Genomic DNA, 21,571 nt, shown 5'->3' with positions numbered 1-21,571 from the left:
TCACGGCTCCGGATTCAACCGGCGCAACGACACCCAACGCAGCAGACGCCACAGCAGGAACGCAGCCAGCAGCACCACCACCGTGGCGAGTACGGCCAGCAGGGCAGGATGGTCGGCCAGGTGATACCAAAGCAGCAGCCACCACGGTAGCGAGCCCACGTAATAGTGCTCGCCGACGAACTGACTGTGGATGCCGGAACTGCGAAGGATCGCCACGGAGCCGGCGATGGCCGCACGCTTGCCGATGTCGGTCAATGCGTCATCCAGCAGCGCGTAATCGGCCGACTGGTTGGCCGCCAGCGACACGATACTGCGCTGTGGATGGGTCGGTGACTGCATGCCGATGATCGCCGCGAAAGGAGCATCGGCAGTGACCGCGACCCGATTGATGGGCGCGTCCGCACCGCGGCTGCCCTGGCGCGCCTCGGCCACGGCAGTCTGCGGCGACGGTACGCGGCCGTTGAGCAGCGTACTGCGCTGATTATCGATCAACAGCGACAGCTGGTCGCTGCCACGCAGGTTCTCAGGCAATGTCCCCAGCACCAGCAGGTCCGCATCCAGCGTCACAGCCTGCTTCCAGTCATCGCTCACACGCAGCGCGTAAGCCGGATATCCGCTTTGCACGCCAAGGCCGCCGACCGCATTGAGCAGCATCCCGACCTGAGCGGCGTTGGCCTGCGGCGGCACCAGCACCACGGTCTCGGAGAGATCGGCCATGCGCGTGAAAGGAAAGCCGCTCAGCGCAAATGCCGACAGGTCCGGAAGCCCGATGTAGTGGTGGAAGCCGGAGAAATCGATGGTCGAGTCTTCTTCGATCGCCGCCTGCAGATTGGGGGGCAACGTGGTCTGGCAATGATCGCGCTGCGCACTGCCCATGACACTGGCAAAATTGAAATCGAAGCGCAGTTGGTTGCGGTTGCCGATCTTCAGCGCCGGAATCAACAGACTGCCGTCGCCGCTACCCGCATCGCTGCCCATGACAGGCAGACGGATCTCTTCCAGCCCCTGTTTCCCGGTGCGCTTGATCAACGGAAAACTGGAGATGAACTGGTCGTTGATGCTGACCCCGAGCCGCGACTCGTCACTATTGAAAGGCGGGGTATAGCGATAACGCAGGTTCAACGGAATGCCCTGGTTGCGCCAGATGAACAGATCCGGCGGCAGGTTGAGGTTGAGCGTGATCGGCTGTGGGGATACCCCTTGCACCCGCAGCTGCTGCGGGTAGTCGAGCAGGTCGGCGAAGCGTACGGCGCGGTCCGTGCGCATCCAGTTGGGCGCATCGTACGGTTTGCGCGGCGCCAGCGCCTTGACCTCGTCGACCTTGACCACGTTGCCACGGAACAGTGCATTGCCTGCGGCCATTGCCGCCACGGCCGTCTGCAGGTCCGCATCATTGCGACCCAGCACCAGCAACAGCTTGCGCTCCGGATCCGAAGGAAGCGAGACCAGCTCGATCACCGGTCCCTGCACCGGTGCATGCCCGGCGATGACGGAGGGGAACCTGCCATTGACCGCAAACACCACGGCGTGGCCTTTCTCTGGCAGTTGGTCGAACGACACGGGGAATCGCGCCTGTCGCCACCACCCTGCCATGCTGCCGAAGTAGGACGCCATCACGGCTGCGGCGCGTTGCTGCTGCAGCGACGGCGCACCGGCAAACAGCACGGGCAGCTCCAGCCGCGCGCTGTCGCGCGGGTCAAAGAACGGCAGCGGGAAGTTGGCCAGGTCATCCTGCATTGCCAGCGGCTGGCCGCCCAGGCGCACCACGCTGCTGCTGGCCACGTTTACCCAGAGTGAGCTGTGGGTCGGCTCTTCGCAGATGTCGGTGTAGTGACCGACAAACTCCAAGCGCAGTTGATTGAAATCGCCGATCAACCGAGCGTCCAGTGCCACTTTTGCCTGGACTGGCTTGCCCAGTTGGCTGTCGCTGATCGGTACAACGTCCATCAATGCATCGTTGAGGAATACGCGCAGATGCGACAGGGTCGGCAACAGCGCGGGCGAGGGAGTGAAACTCAGATCCAGTTCCGCATCACGGGCCAACCGATCCCGACGGACCTGGAACTCGTACGTCGCCGCATTACGGACGCCGGACAGCATGACATCCTGTCGTCGGCCGAGGTCAGCGAAACTGCTCGCACGCTGCCACGGCCACGCCTGACCTCGCCAGCTCTGCGCCTGCGCCGCCACCGTTGACGTTGGGGACGCAGGGACCGACGCAACAGCGACCGGCGTTGAAACTGCGGCCGGGGCGGAGGTGGACTGATCAGCCGCAGGGGCGGGGCGCGCGGATGCCGGGGCAACCGGTGCGCTGCTGCCGTTGGCAATCGGCAATGCCAGCAATGGCAGCAGCAGCCAGCGCAGGGAGGTAGGCAAGCTCATGGACGGGGCCCTGTGTGGACGGCTGGGTCAGCCGATGGAGAAGGAAGTGGTCGTTGCGGTGCGAAGCTGGCCAGCCACTGGAGAGCGTTACGTGTCCAGTGCACGGGGCGCTGAGCATCAAAGGGCGCGAATTCACCCATACGGCGATAGCCTCGCCAGCCGAGCGAGAGAACGCTCCACAAGCTGCGCGGCAGGCTCATCGCTTCATATCCGGCGTGCCAGTCCAACCAGGCATCGGCACGGGCGAAGGTGCATTGGGCGAACTGCACCCGCTGCTGCTCGGTATCGAAGCGCAACAGGATGCCCAAGCGCTGACCGACGTTGCGCTGGACGATGCCGGGGAACGCGAACTCCCGTCGGCCACGACCCAGCAACAGGGTGACTTCACTTCCGTCGGCGAGGCCCACCGGCTCGGAAAGCTCGATACCAACACCGTCGTTGGAATAGTCGCGCAGCACGCCCGTGCAACGGCGGCCACCTGGGAGCTGCAACGCCGCGGGCAGATCGGTGGTGACCCGATGCGTCTTGCGTACCTGCTGCACCTCGGCTGCCACCGCGAGCGCGCCGCCGATGATCAGGAGGTTGTAGAGCACCCAGAGTGAGCTGACCACCACCGTACCGCGCTCATCCACCGGCCCATCCAGGAATCGCCACACCGCGAAGCAAAGGCCGGCGACATTCAGCAGAGCCAGCACCAGATAGGGACGCGCGACCCGCCAATCGAAGGTGTCCTGGGCCTGCATGCCGCCCTTGTCAGTGACGTTGAACTTGCCACGGCGGGGACTGAACAGCGCAACCGTGGTGGGCCGTGCGATGTACCACGCCAGGACCGTTTCATACACCTCGCCCCAGAACGGCCGACGGTACTTGCCTTGAATACGCGAGTTGGTAAGGCTGGCATGCGCCATGTGTGGCAACACAAACAGCATGATCGCCAACGCGGGCGCATAGATGATGTAGACATGCATCAGCAGGAACGCCAGCGGGGCGGTCAGGAACACCAGGCGTGGGATGCCGGCCATGAAATGCAGCATCGCATTGGCGTAGCAGAAGCGCTGGAACAGTGACAGACCTTTGCCGAGCAGGGGATTGTCAATGCGGAAGATCTGCACCATGCCGCGGGCCCAGCGGATGCGCTGGTTGACGTGCGCACCCAGGCTGTCGGTCGCCAGCCCGGCCGCCTGTGGGATGCGCAGATAGGCCGAATTCCACCCATTGCGGTGAAGACGCAATGCGGTATGTGCGTCCTCGGTGACGGTTTCTGTGGCAAAGCCACCGATGGCATCGATCGCCTCTCGACGCAGAACCGCGCATGAGCCGCAGAAGAACGCGGCATTCCACAGATCATTGCCATCCTGGACCAGGCCGTAGAAAAGCTCGCCTTCGTTTGGATCGCGACGGAATACCCGCAGGTTGCGCTCGAAGGGATCCGGCGAGAAGAAGTGATGCGGCGTCTGCACCAGCGCCAAGCGCGGGTCGCGGCGGAACCAGCCGGTGGTGATCTGCAGGAACGAACGCACTGGCAGGTGGTCACTGTCGAAAATCGCCACCAGCTCGCCATCTATCTGGGTCAGGGCATGATTGAGGTTGCCGGCCTTGGCATGCTCGTTGGTGCTGCGGGCAATGTAATTGACACCGACGCGCTCGGCGAAGGCGCGGAATTCGGCGCGCCTGCCGTCGTCCAACACATGGATGCGCAGCTTGTCCGCGGGCCAGTCAAGGCCCATGGCGGCGTAAACGGTATGTCGCACCAGGGCGAGATCTTCGTTGTAGGTCGGGATCAGCACATCTACCGTCGGCCATTGCGACGTGTCGGCCGGCAGGGGCGCCGGCTTGCGGTTCAACGGCCACGCCACCTGCACGTAGCCCAGCATCAGCACCAGCCAGGAATAGGTTTCAGCAGCCAGAAGGATGACGCCGCAGATGAGATCGAAGGTGCTGTTCCAGTTCAGCGTCGCTGTGTAGCGCCACCACAGGTAACGACACGACACGGTGATCGACAGCACGACCAGAATCAGGGTGGCATACCGTCCCGGCATGCGCCGCACCAGCAGAGCGATACCCCACAGCAGCAGCACGAAAACGAACTGCGCCATGTAATTGAACGGTTGGGTGATGCACACCACGGCGAGGACGGCGGCAAGGCCGCCGATCAACAGCGTGATGATCCGGCGTGCACGCGGCGAAAGGCGGTTGAGCCGCGCCCAGAGCCATTGCCAGGGAGCACTGTTCCACAGACTGGGGGGCGCGTCCTGCATGGTCCGCAGGTAACGCAGGCGGCCACGCCCGGCGACACCACGCAGGCGCGCAAGACGCTTCCGCTGTGCCAGGCGCAATCGTGTCCGCCGCGGTGACATCTTTGGCGTGATACGAACCAGCGCGATCCAAGCGGCCTGGATAAGCAGACGCAATGGATCGCCGACACGCCAGTAGCGCTTCTCACGCAGCTGCGGAAATCCACGTTTGACCAGCGCCGCCTGCTGTTGCCAGGCAGGGCCCTCAAGGCGCAGGAACAGCCAGCTCACCTGCTGCAGCAACCACAGCCACCACAATGTCGGACGACTGGCGCTGACGTTGCGGCGCAGGTGCGCGTAGGGCAGGTAATGCAGATTCATCCGCGTGCCTCATCCGGGTCCAGGTTGGCACGGGTCAGGCACCAGACCGCCAGGCTGTCCAGGTCCGCAGCGGCAAGCGAGGCCGGTGCATGCCGACGGATCGGCAGCTTGCTGGCCAATGCCTCCGGCGCACTCCCGTCCTCATGCACAGGCTGCGGCACCAAGCGCGCGTCGAAATCGTGCAGCCACAGCTGCATCAGGTCACGCTGCAGCTGCCTGCCGGGATCGTAGCGATTGACCAGCAGCCAGTCCTGCGCACGATCGCGCAGCTCGGGACGCTGCAGCAGCGCATGGCTTCCACTGTCTACGTTGACCACCTGCAGCCCCATATCGCAGCGCGCGTGGCGGAGGATCGAGGCCGCGTGGGCGGGCAGATGTGACGGCAGGTCGAACAGCAACCAATCCACGTCGGCGGACAATGCCTCAATGCGTTGGCCCCACAGCTCGGGGCGCGCAGCCAGCTGTTGTTCGACCGCCGAGATGCCGCCCAGGTCCAGGCGTCCATAGGGCACCACTGTCAAGCCATCTTCCACGGCGAACGCGGCATCGCGCCAATCGCTGCCCTCCATCTGAGCACGTGCCCAGCCGGTCGGCTCGATGAACGGCAGGTTGAAATGCAGGCCAAGCAGATTGTCCGGACTCATGTCGACCAGCAGTACGCGCTGCTGCAGCGCGTGCAGCGCGTCGGCCAGGCCGGCCAACAGTGTGCTGACGCCAGTTCCACCGCGCAGCCCATACATGGCCAGGACGGTACTCACCGGCGCACCGGATCGAGGTCGATGGTCGGCATGCCGGCCAGCTCACGCAGCAGCGGCCAGCGGGATAGCGCCTGCATGCGCTCCTGCTGCGCGGAAAAATCCACGTACGGCAGTTCTGGCATCTGCAGACTGCGCCGCAGGTAGGCGATATCGTCGTCCTGCACCGAACGCGGTGTCAGTACAGGCTGGGGATGGCTGGGCATCAGCGTGCGTCCTCCGGGTACGGCATCCAGCTTTGGTTGCCCTGCAACTGCAGGTAAGGTTTGCCGTCGTAGTCGAGCACCTTGGCACCCTCGTTCTCCGACACCATGGGCGTCACCGGCAGGCGTTGCAGCAGTGCGCTCCAATCGCGATCCTGGGCGGGTACCTGTGCATTGAGCGCGTACACCCTCGAAACCAGTTCGGACAGCGCGAGATAGCTGCTGGGCTCGGTGACATGACGGGGACCGCCCCCCGCTGGCGCACCCATCCCCACCAGCTTGACCCCGACAGGCACATGGGTGATGGAGGGACTGGGAATCTCACGCATCCCGGGGATCTGCATGCGATCTCCGTGCAATGCAGCGCCATGCTCCGGAACCACCACGATCATTGCGCGGCGCCCGCTCTTTTCCACAGCATCGACAAAGCTCGCCATGTCACCGAGCACCATGTTCGCGCGGGCCTTGTAGTCGGCCGCGGCTGCACGTCCATCAGCACCCACGATGCGATTGCCGTCATGCAGGGAGATGGTGTTGTAGAACAGGGCGACCTGCGCGGCAGGTTCGGCCTGCCGGCGCTTCAACCAGCTCATCAGGACGTCACCATCCCGGTGCAGAGGCGTGTTGTCGAACGCGACCAGGGCCCGCGGCAATGCACTGGTATCCATCGGCTTGGCCTGCAGTCCGCCATAGCTGGACAGCTCACCGATGAAATCATCGAAATGGCCGTCGTGGTTCATGGCCAGCTCGTTCTGGAAGCCCAGCCGCTGCAGATTGGAGAACAACTGGCACTCAGCCGGCACGGGATCAAACAGACGCGTGTGCGAGGTCTGCCCGCAGCTCGCGCGCAGCAGACGGATCGCCGCGGGGCCGCTATAAGCCGTTGCAGAATTGAACGAATCGAACACAACGTCCATGTGGTCCAACAGGTCGTTCTGGCGCATCCCGACCTCGTCCAGGTCGCTCCAGGCCAGAGAGCACACGTTGAGGATGATCACATCGAAGGGGGCACCCGCCGAGGGGCCCGGGAAGCTGGTTTTGAGTGTGTCCTGCTGCTGGTAGAAATTGGCCAGGTAGGCATTGAGGCTATCGGTATTGGCCGGGCCGCGCGGAGCCGTGGAACGGCCAGGCGTCGGGTCGGTGGAGGCCACGTCAGTTCGCTCTCCCCATTGCAGCCCTGCCGGCAGCGGCAATGCGATGAGTGCCAGACCCAGCATGCCGATCACACTCAGCGTGGTCATCCGCAGCCAGGGCTTGAGCAGCAGGTAAGCAACGACCAGCAGCGTCAATGCGCCTACCATGGGCCAGTTGACGAAGCGGGACATCAACTCAAGCCAATACGAGGCCGAGAAATCCAACACGCCCGGCTGCGCCAACAGGCGCTGGAACGGCGGCCACCACGTGTCCTGATAGTAGAGCGCGACGCCGATCGGCAAGGCCAGAACGCTGCGCGCGATACGCGCCCAGCGCCACCGCAGAGGCACCAGCAGCGCGACCAGGAACAGCAGATTGGGCAGCACCTTGAGATTCAGCGCCCCCATCCAGGCCAGGACGACCTTGGACAGGAAATACAGGTTCCAACCGCGCAGGTCCGCCCAGGCATACGGTGCTGCCGGCACCACGCCGGTCAACGTGCACCTCCCACATCACGCGTGGCCGTACGTCTGCGTACGCCCACTGCTTTGAGGTATCGAGGCGGCAGAGCATCACGAATGCGGGCACTGACCCAGCGGTACAGAGTGCCCAGCAGAGCGCCCAACGGAATCATCACCAGCGCGCACACCATGATCAGGCCGAACACCTGTTGGTAGTTCATGTGGAATCCCCCAGGCGGGTCGCGCGTGGGCGAAGTGGCCCGGAAACATCCGCCGCCGGCTCGGCTTCAGTCGCCTCCAACGCATCGTCCATGTGTGTGTCCAGAACGGTATCCGGCTCCAGCTCAGTGGCATTCATTGCGGCGACGTCGTACTCGGCAAGGCGTTGATACCCATCGAACATTTCCTGCCACGGCAGGCGGAAAAGATTGCCCAGAGCGCGTTCGATACCATCGCTGCGGCACGCAAACAGGAAAAGACGTATCTGCCCGCGGTACACGCAGGCCAGGTCGCCACGGCGACGGATCGTACACTGCCGCAACGCCTGCTCCGGGCGCAGCCCGGCGACGGGCTGCAAGACCAGCAGGGCACTTTCGACACGCTGATCCTCAGCCGCCAGGAGTGCGCCAACAATCTGCCGGAACTGCATCGCCGGGACGACTCCGCCAACGTCGGGCGGACGGTGCGCGCGGATGAGGCGTGCAGGATCGTCCGGCAACGCCCCTTGCCAGCGGTGCCCCTGCAGCGTATCCAGCAAGGACAGGAAACGGGGCAGACGGGTGCTCGGCGGTACGACAAGATTGGCGCCGCACTCGAGCAGCAGGCGTTCATCGGCATAGCGCAGACACGGGGCCATTTCGCGCACCACCAGCTTCAACGCATTGCCGCGCTCACGGCGCAGCCGATACAGGCTGCGCGCAAGATCGTCGACCTGACCGTTCTCCGAGATGCCAAACAGCACGCTGGCCGACTGCGCCTGCAGCGCAGGAACGACAAGGGTCGACCAACTGTCGTACAACCGCCACGCCGGCGACAGTGGCGGCGCCCCTTCCAGAACTGCGGTGTGGGCCAGGTACAGGAAGCGGTCACTTGCCTCTTGCGCAGGCTGCAGGAGGGACTCTTCGGCGGCAACGCAGTGCAATTGCTGATTGACGATTTCCACGCGGAACTCGCGTTGGGCGACGACACCGAGCGCATTCGCCCAATAATGCACCAGGTATTGCAGCGCACCACGATGCGGATGCAACTGGGCCACACCCGCGCAGTAACGATTCAATGGCACCAGCCGAGGCGCCAAGGTCGCCGCATCGCCATGACCAAGCAGCACTACCGTGCTACCGCGGGTCAGTGCCCATTGCTTGAGCCGCTGACACCACAGCGCCAGTTGCGGATCGCTCAGTGCATCCAGCAGGACCGCTGGCAACTGGACCAGGCACAGGCTCGGGTATCGGCCCGCCGCCCGCGACAACTCTGTCTGCAGGTTCGCGAACGCCGATTGAAGATGGGTCTGCGGCACCTGGTAAAGCTGGATGCGTGACGGCCCCTCACTGGCCTCAAGGCGATCAAGCATCGGCTGCGGCGAACGCCCCATTCCAACCACCACGGCCCGGTCGACTGTTCCCGAAGCACCCAGCATGCCGGCACCCACCAGGTCTGCGTGCTCCAGTACCGAGCATGCCAGCCAGTAAACACCCCCCTGCCGAAGACGGGTGAACTCAGGCTGCAACTGCGTGATCGCAAGCGAGATCGACTGCAAATCGGTTCCTTGTTTCCCCGCCGGCCAGCGCCGGATGACGCCATTGCTGGCCCCGCCCCCCAGAAAGGAAGGCCCCTTGGCCGCATTTTACACGACGCGCGTCACACTTATGAGGTAAATGCCCGCCATGCTTCAATGATGACCGGATCGAGATCAAGACCCGATCAAGATCCCTCGGCCGGCAGCTCGAACACCTGCCGCAGATATGCCAGATAGCCCGGATCGTCGCACATGCTCTTGCCCGGCGAATCGCTCAGTTTGGCGACCGGCTGGCCGTTGCAGCGGACCATCTTGATCACGATGTTGAGCGGAGTCGGCCCCAGGTCGTTGGTCAGGTGCGTGCCCACCCCGAACGCCACCTGGCAACGGCCACGGAAGTAGTCGAACAGTTGCATCACTTTTTCGATGTTCAAGCCATCACTGAAGACCAGCACTTTGCTGCGCGGATCCACGCGGCGGCTGTGGAAGTGCGCCAGCATGCGGTCGCCCCAGGTGAAGGGGTCGCCGGAGTCGTGACGGACACCGTCGAACAACTTGCAGAAATACATGTCGAAGTCGCGCAGGAAGGCCTCCAGCCCGACCACGTCGGACAGCGCGATGCCCAGGTCGCCCCGGTACTCGCGCGCCCACGATTCCAGCGCGGCGACCTGCGAATCGCGCAGCCGCGGGCCCAGCGCCTGGAACGCCTGAAGATACTCGTGCGCCATGGTGCCATGCGGCGTCATGCCGTACAGCCGGGCGAAATGCACGTTGCTGGTGCCCACGAACTGGTCACCGAGCGCGTCGCGCAGCATCGGCAGCATGCGCGCATGCCACGCGCGCGAGTAGCGGCGGCGGCTGCCGTAATCGGCGATCCGGCACAGCTCGAAACCAGGGGTATCGCGCAGCAGCGCGGTCTTGGCCTGCAGGCGGCGCTCGCCTTCGCTGAAATCGGCGTCGGTGGTGTTGCGGAACCAGACCTCGTTGATGATCGCCAGCAGCGGGACTTCGAACAGGATGGTGTGCAGCCACGGGCCGGTGATGTCCAGCTCGATCTCACCGGGGACGGTGGTGGACGGCCGCAGCGCGATGTACTTGCGGTCCAGGTGGAACAAACCGAGGAAATCGGCGAAATCCGGTTTGACGAAGCGCAGGCCGCGCATGTAGTCCAGCTCTTCGGCGCTGAAGCGCAGGCTGCACAGGTGGTCGATCTCGGCGTTGATCTGGTCGATGAACTGCGCCAGGTCGATGCCCGGGGTCCGGCACTTGAACCGGTACTGCACCTGCGCGCCGGGGTACTGATGCAGCACCGCCTGCATCATGGTGAATTTGTACAGGTCGGTGTCGAGCAGGGACTGGATGATCATGCCGACGATTATGCGCCTGCCACCGTGTACGACCAACGGCCGGTGCCCTCAGCGCGGACTGCGTTCACGGCACGTCTCGCCCGGGTGTCGGCGCGCGTGCGCGGACATCTACCGGCGACGCAGCAGGCGCGGCACCTGCACCAGGGCATGGGCCCAGATCGCGCCCCACACCGCGCAGCGCACCGGCCAGGGACGCTGCGGCGCCTCGAACCGGCGGAAGTACCGCCACAGGCCGCGGTGCTTGTGCCACTCCACGAAGAACGGCCGCGAGCGGCTGGAGACACCACGCACATGGGTGACCTGCAGGTCGTTGGCGATGGCGACCACCGCCCCGGCCTCGCGCGCGCGACGGCACAGGTCCAGGTCCTCGGCGTGCAGGCGATAGCCGGCGTCCCATCCCCCGATCCGGTCGAACAGCGCGCGCGGCATCAGCAGCAAGGCGCCGGACAGGGCCGGCACGGTCTGCAGCGGCTGGCTGCGGTCCACCGGAATGGCGAGTTTCCCGCCCTGCCCGGGGCTGCGCAGCATCGCGGCGAAATCCGGATCGCGACGGCGCACCGCATCGTCCGGGCGACCGTCCTCGTCGACCTGCTCGACACCGAGCACGCAGTCCCCCAGCGGCAGCGCGCGTTCGCGCAGCAGGGCCAGGGTTTCGGGGCCAACCATCAGGTCCGGATTGATGAAGGCCAGCCACGGCGCCTGGCTGTCGGCCACGCCCTGGTTGTTGGCCGCGGCGAAGCCAGGGTTGTCCGGGTTGGCGATGAAGCGCACCCGCGCATCCGCGCTGGCATGCCGCTGCACGATCTCCAGCGTGCCGTCGGTGGAGTCGTTGTCGACCACGCGGATCTCGGCGATGTCGCGCGCCTCGCGCAGGCGCAGCAGGCAGGCGTCCAAGGTGCTGGCGCTCTGGTAGCTGACGATGATGGCGGCGATGGCAGGGCTCAAACAGGCGACTCCGGGGCAGCGATGACGGGTGGCGCGAACAGATCGCCCTGCGCCCTGGGCATTATCGCCTGCCGGTGATGCTGCTGCAGGTCGTGGCGGGCCTGCTGCAGTGGATCGGCCATCAGAAAGCCGGCCAGCCGCGGCGGCCAGGCCGGCCAGCGCGTTGCCAGCGCCTCCATGTCGCCCTCGCCGGTCACGCCTTCGGCGACCCGGGCGACGAACGCGGTCTCGCACAGTGCATTGCGCCAGCCGAGCCCGGCCATGCGCAGGCTGAGGTCGATCAGGGCCGCATTCCACGAGGCATAGCTGTGCATGTCCAGGCCGCCCGCCTTGCGCCGCGCGTTGCCGCGCAACAGCACCGCGTGGGTCACCGCGGACGGCAGCTCGGGATGCAGCGGCGGCATCGCCGCGCAGGCCTGCGCCAGCGGGGCCAGATCCAAGTCGTCCGGAAGAGGGTTGATCTCGCCCAGCCGCGGCCAAGCGGCCGTCTCACCGGCGTTGCACCATGGCGTGGCGGAGCCGATCGAGGGATCGCGGGCCAGGCAGGCCTGCAGCTGCTGCAGCCAGCCCGGTGCCGGGATCGCATCCGGGGCGAGCACCACGACATCGGCGCCGGTGCACGCGGCCAGCATCTCATCCAGGTGGGCCACTTCACCGATCGCGCGGGCGCGGCGGGTGTACTCGGCCTGCAGGGGCGTCTGTGCAAGCCAGTGTTCGATCACCGCCTGCGCGCGTGGCCCGGCCTGGCCATCGTCGGCCAGCCAGATCGCGGTGGCGGGCGCAGTGCCGGCATCGAGTGCGGCCAGGCAGCGGTCCAGCGCGGCATCATCGACCCCGATCGGCAGCAGGATGACCGTACTCATGCCGACCTCCGGGTGCTGCCGTCCTCGCCGTGTCGCTGTGTCATCGCAGCCTCCCTTGGGCGCGGCCAGCGTAACAAGATCGGCCCCCGCGGTGACAGCGGGGGCCGGCCTACACTCAACGCTTGGCCTTGGGCTCGGGGAACGGCTCCATCGCGCGGAAGCGGCTGCTGTATTCGTCGGTCAGGTTCCGCGACTCCTGCGCGTTGCGCACAATGGTCGGGGTCAGCAGCACGATCACCTCGGAGCGCTCGGACTTCTTGGTCTTGCTGCCGAACAGCGCGCCGATCACCGGGATCCTGCTTAACCCCGGGACACCCCTGGCGCCGTCGTCGTCGGAGTTGGTGATCAGGCCGGCCAGCATGATGGTGTCGCCACTCTGCACCGCGGCCTCGGTGGAGATCTTGCGGGTATTGATCGGCGGATTGCAGGTGGTGCGGGTCGCATCGCACCCGGCCGGGATCGCGCCGGCCGAACTGACCTCCTGCACGATATCCAGGAACACCACGCCATCGCGGGTGATGCGCGGGCGTACCTTGAGGATCACGCCGGTATCGAGGTACTGGACCTGGCTGTAGGTGTTGTCGCCGCCCACGCCGGTATTGACCGACACCGAATTGATCGGGATCTGCGTACCCACGTTGAGCGTGGCTTCGGCGTTGTTGCGCACGAACAGCGATGGGGTCTGCAGCAGGCGCAGGTTGCTGACCTTGTCCAGTGCGCTGACCACGGCGGCCGCGTTCTTGCCGAGGAAGGTCCAGCCCACGCCGTCGTTGCCGACGGTGCCGGAGATGCTGCCCCAGATCGAGCGGCCCAGCGCGCTGGGCAGGTCGATGCCGCTCTCGGTCTTGCCGGTGGCGACGGCCTGCTCGAAGAACCAGTTCACGCCGTAGCTCAGGTCGCCGGTCAGTGCGACTTCGGCCACCTGCGCCTCGATGTGGACCTGCATCGGCATCACGTCGAGCTTCTCGATCACCTCGCGGATCGAGCGCCAGGCCTGCGGGGTGGAGCGCACCAGCAAGGTGTTGGTTTCCTCCACCGCGGAGACACCGACGGTATCGCCCTGAACTTCCAGGCTGAAGCTGGCATTGCCGGACTGGCGCTGCGGCAGGCTCATCGTGCCGTCGCCCAGTCCGCCGCGGCTGCTGCCACTGCTGCTGCCGGTGTTGGAGAAGTTGCTGGTGTTGCTGTTGCCATCGCGGCTGCCGATATCCATCGGCGACGCGCCCGGCGCCAGCGAACTGCTGCCGCGCCCACCGCGGCCATTCTCGTTGGCGAAGGCCTCGGCCAGGCGCTCGGCCAGGTCCTTGGCCTTGACGTAGCGCAGTTCGTAGGAGAACAGCCGCGCATTGCCGCCGGCGGTATCGATGCGGTCCAGCCACTGCTGGATCTGGTCGAGGTAGCGCGCCTGCGGGGTGATCACCAGCACGGCATTGGCGTTCTCCAGCGGCAGGAAACGGAACATGCCGGCGCTGGGCGTCTTGCTCTCCTCGCCGAACACTTTTTCCAGATCGGCGGCGACCTGCTCGGCCTTCCCCGACTGGATCGGGAACACGCCCACGGACATGCCCGAGAGCCAGTCCACGTCGAAGATCTCCACCGTGCGCAGGTAGTTTTCCAGCTCGCTGCGGGTGCCGCCCAGGGTGATCACGTTACGGCCATTGTCGACGTTGACGATCGCGTTCGGGCGCGCGTACGGCTCCAGCACTTTCTTCATCTCGGTGGCGGAGATGTACTGCAGCGGCACCACGCGCACTTCGAAGCCACGCGCATTGGCCGGCGAGGCGGTGCTCGGCGAGACCGTCCCGGCCAGCGCCTGGTCGGCGGCCACGATGTTGTAGCGGCCCGCGCTGTAGACCATGCGCGCGTTGTTCCAGCCCAGCACCATTTCCAGCAGGTTCAACGCCTGTGCGGAGGACACCGGCTTGGGCGTGGCGAGCGTCACGGTGCCCTGCACGCCCGGCGCGATCACGTAGTTCTGGCCGAGGAAGTCGCCGAGGATCGCCTTGACCACCGCATGCACCGATTCGCCTTCGAAGTTGAACGTGGCGTTGCCGGTGGAGGCATTGCCCAGCGAGGGTTGCGGTGCGGCCGCGGCGCTGCGGTTGATCATGGTGCCGGTGCCGCGGCGGATCACCGCCTGCGGGGCACCATGGTTGCCCAGCGGTTCGGCCTCGATGCCCGCGCGGGAGCCGTCGCCGGCAACCACCTGGTGACTGTCGAGCACCGCATCGCGGCGTACCTCCGGCGCGGGCACGGTGGTGCAGCCCACCAACAGGGCGACAAGGAAAGACACGGGGAAAAGGCGCAGGGTCATGCTGTCACTCTAAGGGTTGTGGCCGGAGCCGCCCGCAGGCGGTTGCTGCGACTGCTGTTGCTGTTGCTGTTGCTGCTGCTGCAGTTGCTGGCGGCGCGCCTGGATGCGCTCGCGGATCGCCTTCATCTGCTCTTCGCTGGGCCCCTGCGGATTCTGCGCGGGGAGCGCTGCATTCGAGGGTGCGGCGGCGGCCTGGGGCGCAGGCGCGGGAGCCGGCGGTGGCGGCATCGGTGCTGCCACGCTGTTGATCGGACGCGCGCCGGTGCCGGCCGGCGGTACCGAGGTGAGTGGCGTGGCGCCCAGCACGGTCGGCGGTTCACCACCCTGCCCGTTGAACACCGGCAGCTCCAGCGTCTGGGTGCCGCCCGGGCCGCTGACGGTGGCGCGGCGCGGTTCCAGCGCCAGCAGCTGCCAGCCGTTGACCGCTTCACCGTTCAAGCGCAACCGCAGCGACTGGCGCTGGTCGGTGGTCAGGATCGCCATGCCGAAGCCCGGGGTCAGCAGCACGCCGGTCAGCGATACGCTGCTGGCCGTGCCCTGCTCGGTGCCACCGAGCAGATACGGACGCGGCTGACGGTCTTCGGCGAACAAGGGCCGCGCGCCGATCTGTGCATAGGTACTGGCCGAGGCCATGCGCTCGGGCGCAGCGGGCGCGAGTCGCGGCAACGGCACGGCCCCGGCATCGCCATCGGTGGCCGGAGCGATGCGGCTGCCCAGCCCGAACAACGTCGCCACCCAGATCGCCAGCGCCCACAGCGCGATGCCACCCAGCCACCAGGTGCGCAGGCCGGCTGCTTCAAGCTTCATGCTCGACCTCCTCGGCAGCGGCCGGTGCAGGCGCTGGGTCGGCGGCATCACCCGACGGGGGTTCTGCCGCATCCGCGGGCGGTGCAGCGCCCGGGTCGGCGTTCTGCCGGGCCGGCAACGGCGATGGCGGCGGTGGTGGTGCCGCACCGGGCTCCAGCGCGGCGCCCGGGCGGAGATACCCGACCAGTTCGAACGACACATCCAGGCCGGTGCCGGTTTCGCTGGGGGATTGCTGGAAGCGCTGCGCGAGCAGATTGAGGTTGTCCACGAACAGGCGCGGGGTGCCCGTCTCCAGCGTATGCAGCACCGCGGCCATTTCCGGCACGCCACAGCGCAGGCGCACCTGCAGCGCCACGCGCGGGAACGCCGGCTCACGGCTGGCATCCGGCAGCGGCGTGCGGTTGCTGATGGTGCAGCTGCGGTTGCCCGGGCTGACCGAGGCCACGGCATCCTCCAAGCGGCTGGAGAGCGCGGCCGCGGCCGATTCGGCGGTGGCTTCGCGCAGGAAGCCGGGGCGGCCTTCGAGCGCCGCCTGCACCTCACGCAGCTGGGTGGCGATCTGCCCACGCTGCGCCAACTGGGTATCCACGCGTTGCTGGCGCTCCTGCACGGCGGCGATATCGGCGTTGATCGCCAGCAGCGGGCGGGTCAACCACGGATGCACCAGCAGCAGGTAGGCCACGGCGATCACCGCCAGCAGCAGACCCAGCGCCAACCAGCGATCACGGCGCGTCGGTTGTGCTGCCATCGGCAACCTCCTTCGCAGGTGGCGTGGCGCCGGGCAGCGGCTGCAGCTCGGCCGTCAGCGTGAACCGGTCGCGGCCACTGGTCGCGCCATCGGCCTGCAGCACGCCGGTCAGGTTGACCTTGCGCCACAGCGGCGAATCCTGCAGCAGGGGCACCAGCTGCGAGGCTTCGCGGCTGAGTCCGATCAGCTGCAGCGTCGTGCCTTCGATCGACATTTTTTCCAGATAGGTGCCGTCCGGCAGCAGGCGCGTGAGTTCATTCCAGATCTCCACCGTGCTGGCATGTTCGGCGCGCTTGCCCTCCAGGAACGCAGCGCCTTCGACCAGGCTCTGCACCTGCTGCCGCTCGGCGGCAACCCGGCGTGCATCGCGTGCGGCCTCATCGACCTGCGCGCGCAGCGCATCCGCCGCCGCCTGGCGATTCTCGAGCAGCTGATGACCGGCCAGCGCGATCAGTACGATCGCGCTGATCGCCAGGATCACGTTCCAGCGCGCCATCGGGTCCCGATACGGTTGCCGCTGCGCGACCGGCAGCAGATTCACGTCCAGCGGACGCCCCTCGGCGTCGACCGCATCCACGCCGGCCACCGCCTGTGCCCAGGGCCCGGCCTGCTGTGCCCACTGTTCCAGCTGCGGACGCGGGATCACCACCAGCTCCACCTGCAGCTGGCCATCCGGCAACGCCCCCAGCTCGCGTACGTCATAGCTGACCTGGCTCGCATCGAACGGCGTCTGCCGGTCGATCTCGAAACCGACCACGTCGCGCAGCCGCTCGGCGGCCGCCGCGGGCAAGCGCAGTGGGCGGCGCAGCACCGTGTCGGCGGGCAGCAGCCAATGCCGCGGCAGGCCCCGCAGGCGTGCATCCAGAACGCCGTCGACCACGGCGGGCGAGACCGGCCACGGCAGGTCGGCGATCGCCTCGATCTGTTCGCCGGTCTGGCGCCGCAGGCGCAGCACGTCACCATCACGCTGCAGCAGCAGCCGCGAGCGCGACCAGCCCATCGCCCATTGCCAGCGCACCGGCAGCCAGGCCAGCAAGGATTGCCGCCACCAGCGCAGGCTGCTGCCCACGCCAGGCGACACGCGCCCCCGGGCCCGCACCAGACTTTCACGCCATGCCGTCATCTTGCTGCCATTCCCTGTTCCCAGCGAAGTACTGTGTATGCCGTTCCCGGCGTGCCTGCCGACCCCATCCTCACCACGGCGCGCAGTACCGATATCCGGCCGCGTTCGTCCGTGGCGCGACTCTCGATACTATAGGTGCCGCTGCCACCTGCAAGCGGCGCGACCGGCAATCCGGCGTCATCCGCGGCCGCGGCGCGCTCGCGTTCGGCCAGCAGGCGTTCTGCATCGAGCCCCAGCGCGGTCAACACCGGGCCGGCCGCGAACCGCGGGTCCGGCCGTGCCTGGCGGCTGTACAGGGTCAGCATCGGTTCGATCCGCGCATACAGGTCCGCATCCATGCCGAGCACGCGCTGCAGTTCCCCCACGGTCTCAAAGCGCGCATTGCGTGCACCATAGGGCAGGCCGGCCGCGAGGTAATCCGGCGTCTCCGCGCCCCCGCCGGGCTGCTTGAGGCTGTCGGCATCGCGCCAGTCGACGATGGCCCCGGCCAGCAGCTGCGCCCGGTCCGGCGCTTCACCCATCGCGCGCAGGAAGGCGCTGAGGAGGCTGGCATCGGCCAGATTCAGGTTCACTTTGCCGTTCTCATCGAGGATCGCCAGATCGATCCGGCGCGCATCGAAGGTCCACCGGTAGCGGCGGCCGTCGGCCACCCATGCCGGCTGGCTGGCGCGCGGCTGCAGGCGATGCAGGGCGTATTCCAGCCCGGCACGCGCATATTCCTGGCCGATGGCGTCATCGCCGATCACCCGCTGCTGCATGTGCTCCACGCGCGCGCTCAGCGCGAATGCGCCGATCACCGCCGTGAGCAGGGCGATCAACCACAGCACCAGCACCAGCGCCGCACCGCGCGCCGGCCTCATGGGCGATCCGTCCGTGGTGGCGGCAAGGCGGCGATCATCGGCGGCCACGCCGGCCCCTGCAGCGGCACGATCTCGATCGAGACCAGCAAGGGCAGGCGCCGGGTGTCCTCCCAGCGGTCCAGCCACTCGGTGAGCTGGCCGGTGCGCGGATCCGTGCCGCGATAGCGGAAACGGACCTCGCGCAGCTGATCGGCCAACATCTCCGGCGGGCGCGGCGGAGCTTCTTCGATCGCTTCGCCGTTCTGCAGCAGGGTCAACCCGACCTCCAGCTGCTGCTGCCCCCCCACGCGTCGGACCTGCAGCTCATGCGCATACGGCCCGCCCCGCCCGAGATACCCGGGCAGATCGGAGACGAACAACATCCGCTGCGGCTCGCCCAGGAAATACACCGGGTCGCGGGTGGGATCCGGCGGCGACGTCGCGATCACCAACGCGGTCGACAGACGGCGACGCAGGAAGCCTTCGACCGCGCGCATGCGCTCGTTCTGCGCGGCCATGCGCTCGCCGCGCTGGCTGATCGCCATCGCCGAGCGCACGGTGGCGAAGGCCAGTGCCAGGCCGCCCACCAGCAGCGCGGTGGCCAGCAGGATTTCGATCAGGGTGAAGCCGCGGGCACGGCGCGCGCGCAGCGTCATCGCGGTGTGCCCGGTACGGGGGACAACAGGCGCAGGCTGCGCCACTGCAGCTGCTCGCCGTTGCCCTCGCCCCAGCGCACCTGCAGGGTGATCTGGGCCAGGGTGGGGCCGCCGACGTCGGTCGTCACCGGCGCGGTGGTCGTGCGCGGCTCCGCATACGGCTCGACCTGCAGCCGCCAACGGTACTTGCCCTGCTCCCAGTCGCCCTGCGTGCTGCCCTCCTGCAGCGGCGCCTCCACGCCGGTGCTGGCCAGCAACGACTGCGCGTACAACGTGGCGCGACTGCGCACCTCGGCCTGCCCGACCTGGCGCGCCGCGCCGGACAGGCTGCCCAGCAGCAGCGTCAGCGCCAACGCCAGCAGGGCGAACGCGATGATCACCTCGAGCAGCGAGTAGCCGCGCTGACGCTTCTTCATCGGCCCTCCCGACGCGGGCCCGCACGGACTTCGCCGGTGATCCACCCCACCTGGATGTCCCACACCGCACCGCGCGTGCTCAGCGCGATGCTGCCGCCACTGGCGGCACCGTCGGCGAAGAAGGCGATGCTGCCCCGCCCCGGCGCGGTGCTGAGCTGGCCCGCGCCGCGGAACTGCACGTCCAGCGCGGCGGGAATCTGCCCCTGGCGACCGTTCGCGGCCTGCCAGCTGCGCGCGCGCGGATCGATCACGAAGCGCTGAGTCTGCCCGGTGGCGATCGCCTGGGTGCGCGTGTAGCGCAGTTGGGTGGCGATCTCCTTGCCGGCATTGCGCAGGCGCAGGCCCTCGATGCCACCGTTCATCGCGGTGGCGGTGACCACGCCGATGATCGCGATCAGGGCGACCACCAGCAGCATCTCCAGCAGCGACAGACCGCGTGCACGGCTGCCCGCGGGCACGCGATGCGGCGGTCTGCTCGGCACGGGCCAGGGCGCTCCCAAGGCCGGTTACTCGTACCGGATGTCCGCGTCGTAACTGCTGCCGCCCACCTTGCCGTCCTTGCCCAGGCTGATCAGATCGTAGGGCTGGCCCTCGCCCGGCACGCGGTACTCCAGCGCGTGACCCCACGGATCATTGAGGTCGGCCGGTTTGGCATACGGTCCGAGCCAGCCGGCGCTGCCGCCCGGCTGGGTGACCAGGTCATCCAGCTTGGCCGGGAGCTTGCCGGTGTCCAGCTGGTAGTTGTCGATCTTGCCGGCCATGGTCTGCACCTGCGCCTTGGCGATGTTGGCCTTGCCGCGATCGGCGCCGCCGAGCACGCGGCTGCCGACCAGGGTCAGCACCGCACCGATCAGCACGATCACGATGATGATTTCCAGCAGGCTCATGCCGGACTGGTGGCGCGCGGAAGTGAAGCGGGTCAGGCGACGACGTTGCATATGGCAGGCTCCTTGCATCGAATCACAGGGGTATTCTCCAGCGGCCGGTCAGCCGATGGCATTGGTCAGGTCGTACAGCGGTACCAGCACGGCCACGATCACCAGGCCGACCACCGAGGCCAGCACCAGGGTGATCACCGGCACCAGTGCCGACAGCAGGCGGTCGATCGCACGCGCGCTTTCCTGCTCGAACGTATCGGCGGTCTTGAGCAGCATCGTATCCAGCGCACCGGATTCTTCGCCGACCTGGATCATCTGCAGCGCCAGGCGCGGAAAACGCTTGCCGCGCGACAGCGACGCCGACAGGCCGTTGCCGTTCTTGACCTCGTCGCTGGCGGTGTCGACATCGGCGGCCAGCGCGCGGTTGCCCAGCACGTTGCGCGCGATCCCCAGGCCGGACAGCAGCGGCACGCCGTTGCGCAGCAACGTGCCCAGGGTGCGGGCCAGGCGCGCGGTCTCCAGCTTGGCCAGCAGCGGGCCGATGCCTTTGCGCTGCAGCAGCCAGCCATCCACGGCCAGGCGCGCGGCCGGTTGCCGCAGGCGGCGCTCCACCACCAGCGCGATCACCGCGGGCACCACGATCATGATGATCCAGCCTTCGCGCACGACCAGGCCGGCGGTGAGGACCCACTGGGTGAACCACGGCAGGGCGACGTCCAGGCTCTCGTACATCAGCGCGAACTGCGGCACCACGTAGCCGAGCAGGAACAGCAGCGCGCCGCCGACCACCGCCAGCAGGATCGCCGGGTAGATCAGCGCGTTGATGACGCGGCCTTTCAGTTCGGCACTGCGCTCCAGGTAGTCCGACAGCCGTTGCAGCGTGTCGTGCAGGCTGCCCCCGGCTTCACCGGCGCGCACCATGTTGATGTACAGCCGCGAGAACACCCCGTGCTGGCGTTCCAGCGCGGTCGACAGCGGCGCGCCACCGCGCACGATGTCGCGGATGTCGGTGACCACCCGGCGCGTGCGCTCGTCTTCGGGCAGCTCCAGCAGGATGCTCAGCGCGCGGTCCAGCGGCTGCCCCGCACCGAGCAGGGTAGCCAGCTGCTGGGTGAACTGCACCAGCCCGCCGCCGTCGAACGGCTTCCGGCGCAGCAGCGCCGCCCAGGATGAGGCACCGGCCACGCCCTCGCTGGCCAGCCGTGCTTCCATCGGCATGTGGCCCTGGTCCTGCAGGCGCGCGGCCACCTCGGCTTCGCTGGCCGCCTCCATCTGGCCATCGAACAGTTCGCCATGGGCGTTGAGCGCCTTGTAGCGGTACTGGGCCATG

Annotated in this window: 20 protein-coding genes; all 20 read right to left on the bottom strand. The window is 67.2% G+C overall.

The window, feature by feature from the left end; translation table 11 throughout:
* Positions 1-2,382, bottom strand: coding sequence for a cellulose biosynthesis cyclic di-GMP-binding regulatory protein BcsB (bcsB, locus tag HDC96_RS15175; RefSeq protein WP_179460741.1), 2,382 nt, complete (start codon positions 2,380-2,382; stop codon positions 1-3).
* Entirely contained in the window at positions 2,379-4,997 is a 2,619-nt protein-coding gene (bcsA, locus tag HDC96_RS15170) for a UDP-forming cellulose synthase catalytic subunit (RefSeq protein ID WP_179460740.1), read from the bottom strand. Before bcsA ends, bcsB begins: the two co-directional genes overlap by 4 nt.
* Positions 4,994-5,755, bottom strand: coding sequence for a cellulose biosynthesis protein BcsQ (gene bcsQ / locus HDC96_RS15165; protein ID WP_218842291.1), 762 nt, complete (start codon positions 5,753-5,755; stop codon positions 4,994-4,996). The genes bcsA and bcsQ overlap by 4 nt, the downstream gene beginning before the upstream one ends.
* Positions 5,752-5,958, bottom strand: coding sequence for a cellulose biosynthesis protein BcsR (gene bcsR / locus HDC96_RS15160; protein WP_179460739.1), 207 nt, complete (start codon positions 5,956-5,958; stop codon positions 5,752-5,754). The genes bcsQ and bcsR overlap by 4 nt, the downstream gene beginning before the upstream one ends.
* Positions 5,958-7,577 carry a cellulose biosynthesis protein BcsG gene (gene bcsG / locus HDC96_RS15155; protein ID WP_179460991.1) on the bottom strand — a complete coding sequence of 540 codons (1,620 nt, stop codon included), beginning with the start codon at positions 7,575-7,577 and terminating at the stop codon, positions 5,958-5,960. The genes bcsR and bcsG overlap by 1 nt, the downstream gene beginning before the upstream one ends.
* A 5-nt stretch (positions 7,578-7,582) precedes the next feature.
* The gene (bcsF, locus tag HDC96_RS15150) at positions 7,583-7,771 is read right to left on the bottom strand and encodes a cellulose biosynthesis protein BcsF (RefSeq protein ID WP_179460738.1); all 189 of its coding nucleotides are present in this window, start codon (positions 7,769-7,771) and stop codon (positions 7,583-7,585) included.
* Positions 7,768-9,306 (bottom strand): cellulose biosynthesis protein BcsE, encoded by a 1,539-nt coding sequence (gene bcsE / locus HDC96_RS15145; protein WP_179460737.1) that lies wholly within the window; start codon positions 9,304-9,306, stop codon positions 7,768-7,770. The genes bcsF and bcsE overlap by 4 nt, the downstream gene beginning before the upstream one ends.
* Positions 9,307-9,470: 164 nt before the next feature.
* Positions 9,471-10,652 carry a nicotinate phosphoribosyltransferase gene (pncB, locus tag HDC96_RS15140; protein ID WP_179460736.1) on the bottom strand — a complete coding sequence of 394 codons (1,182 nt, stop codon included), beginning with the start codon at positions 10,650-10,652 and terminating at the stop codon, positions 9,471-9,473.
* Positions 10,653-10,760: 108 nt separating this feature from the next.
* Positions 10,761-11,597 (bottom strand): glycosyltransferase family 2 protein, encoded by an 837-nt coding sequence (locus HDC96_RS15135; protein WP_179460735.1) that lies wholly within the window; start codon positions 11,595-11,597, stop codon positions 10,761-10,763.
* On the bottom strand, positions 11,594-12,460 hold the full coding sequence (locus HDC96_RS15130; RefSeq protein ID WP_179460734.1) for a glycosyltransferase: 867 nt from the start codon (positions 12,458-12,460) through the stop codon (positions 11,594-11,596). Before HDC96_RS15130 ends, HDC96_RS15135 begins: the two co-directional genes overlap by 4 nt.
* Positions 12,461-12,575: 115 nt before the next feature.
* Positions 12,576-14,774 (bottom strand): type II secretion system secretin GspD, encoded by a 2,199-nt coding sequence (gene gspD / locus HDC96_RS15125; RefSeq protein WP_179460733.1) that lies wholly within the window; start codon positions 14,772-14,774, stop codon positions 12,576-12,578.
* 9 nt (positions 14,775-14,783) lie between these two features.
* Positions 14,784-15,581 carry a general secretion pathway protein GspN gene (locus HDC96_RS15120; protein WP_179460732.1) on the bottom strand — a complete coding sequence of 266 codons (798 nt, stop codon included), beginning with the start codon at positions 15,579-15,581 and terminating at the stop codon, positions 14,784-14,786.
* A complete protein-coding gene (gene gspM, locus HDC96_RS15115; protein ID WP_257018777.1) occupies positions 15,571-16,329 on the bottom strand; it encodes a type II secretion system protein GspM in 759 nt (252 codons plus the stop codon). The genes HDC96_RS15120 and gspM overlap by 11 nt, the downstream gene beginning before the upstream one ends.
* The gene (locus tag HDC96_RS15110; protein ID WP_179460730.1) at positions 16,304-17,452 is read right to left on the bottom strand and encodes a PilN domain-containing protein; all 1,149 of its coding nucleotides are present in this window, start codon (positions 17,450-17,452) and stop codon (positions 16,304-16,306) included. The genes gspM and HDC96_RS15110 overlap by 26 nt, the downstream gene beginning before the upstream one ends.
* Positions 17,449-18,312, bottom strand: coding sequence for a type II secretion system protein GspK (locus HDC96_RS15105; protein ID WP_179460729.1), 864 nt, complete (start codon positions 18,310-18,312; stop codon positions 17,449-17,451). The genes HDC96_RS15110 and HDC96_RS15105 overlap by 4 nt, the downstream gene beginning before the upstream one ends.
* Positions 18,309-18,947: a type II secretion system protein J gene (locus HDC96_RS15100; RefSeq protein WP_179460728.1), complete on the bottom strand. Its 639-nt coding sequence runs from the start codon at positions 18,945-18,947 to the stop codon at positions 18,309-18,311. The genes HDC96_RS15105 and HDC96_RS15100 overlap by 4 nt, the downstream gene beginning before the upstream one ends.
* Entirely contained in the window at positions 18,944-19,363 is a 420-nt protein-coding gene (locus HDC96_RS15095; RefSeq protein WP_179460727.1) for a prepilin-type N-terminal cleavage/methylation domain-containing protein, read from the bottom strand. The genes HDC96_RS15100 and HDC96_RS15095 overlap by 4 nt, the downstream gene beginning before the upstream one ends.
* Entirely contained in the window at positions 19,360-19,779 is a 420-nt protein-coding gene (locus tag HDC96_RS15090) for a GspH/FimT family pseudopilin (protein WP_257018782.1), read from the bottom strand. Before HDC96_RS15090 ends, HDC96_RS15095 begins: the two co-directional genes overlap by 4 nt.
* Before the next feature lie 90 nt (positions 19,780-19,869).
* Positions 19,870-20,301 carry a type II secretion system major pseudopilin GspG gene (gene gspG / locus HDC96_RS15085; RefSeq protein ID WP_176990440.1) on the bottom strand — a complete coding sequence of 144 codons (432 nt, stop codon included), beginning with the start codon at positions 20,299-20,301 and terminating at the stop codon, positions 19,870-19,872.
* Between the two features lie 48 nt (positions 20,302-20,349).
* Complete coding sequence (locus tag HDC96_RS15080; protein WP_179460725.1) at positions 20,350-21,570, bottom strand: type II secretion system F family protein; 1,221 nt, start codon at positions 21,568-21,570, stop codon at positions 20,350-20,352.
* Position 21,571: the final 1 nt, after the last annotated feature.

It is taken from the genome of Stenotrophomonas sp. JAI102 (genome assembly GCF_013409105.1).
In the GTDB taxonomy this organism is placed as follows: Bacteria; Pseudomonadota; Gammaproteobacteria; order Xanthomonadales; family Xanthomonadaceae; genus Stenotrophomonas; species Stenotrophomonas maltophilia_AA.
Note: the sequence above shows the minus strand (reverse complement) of the source record. Positions and strands in the feature narration are given on the sequence as shown.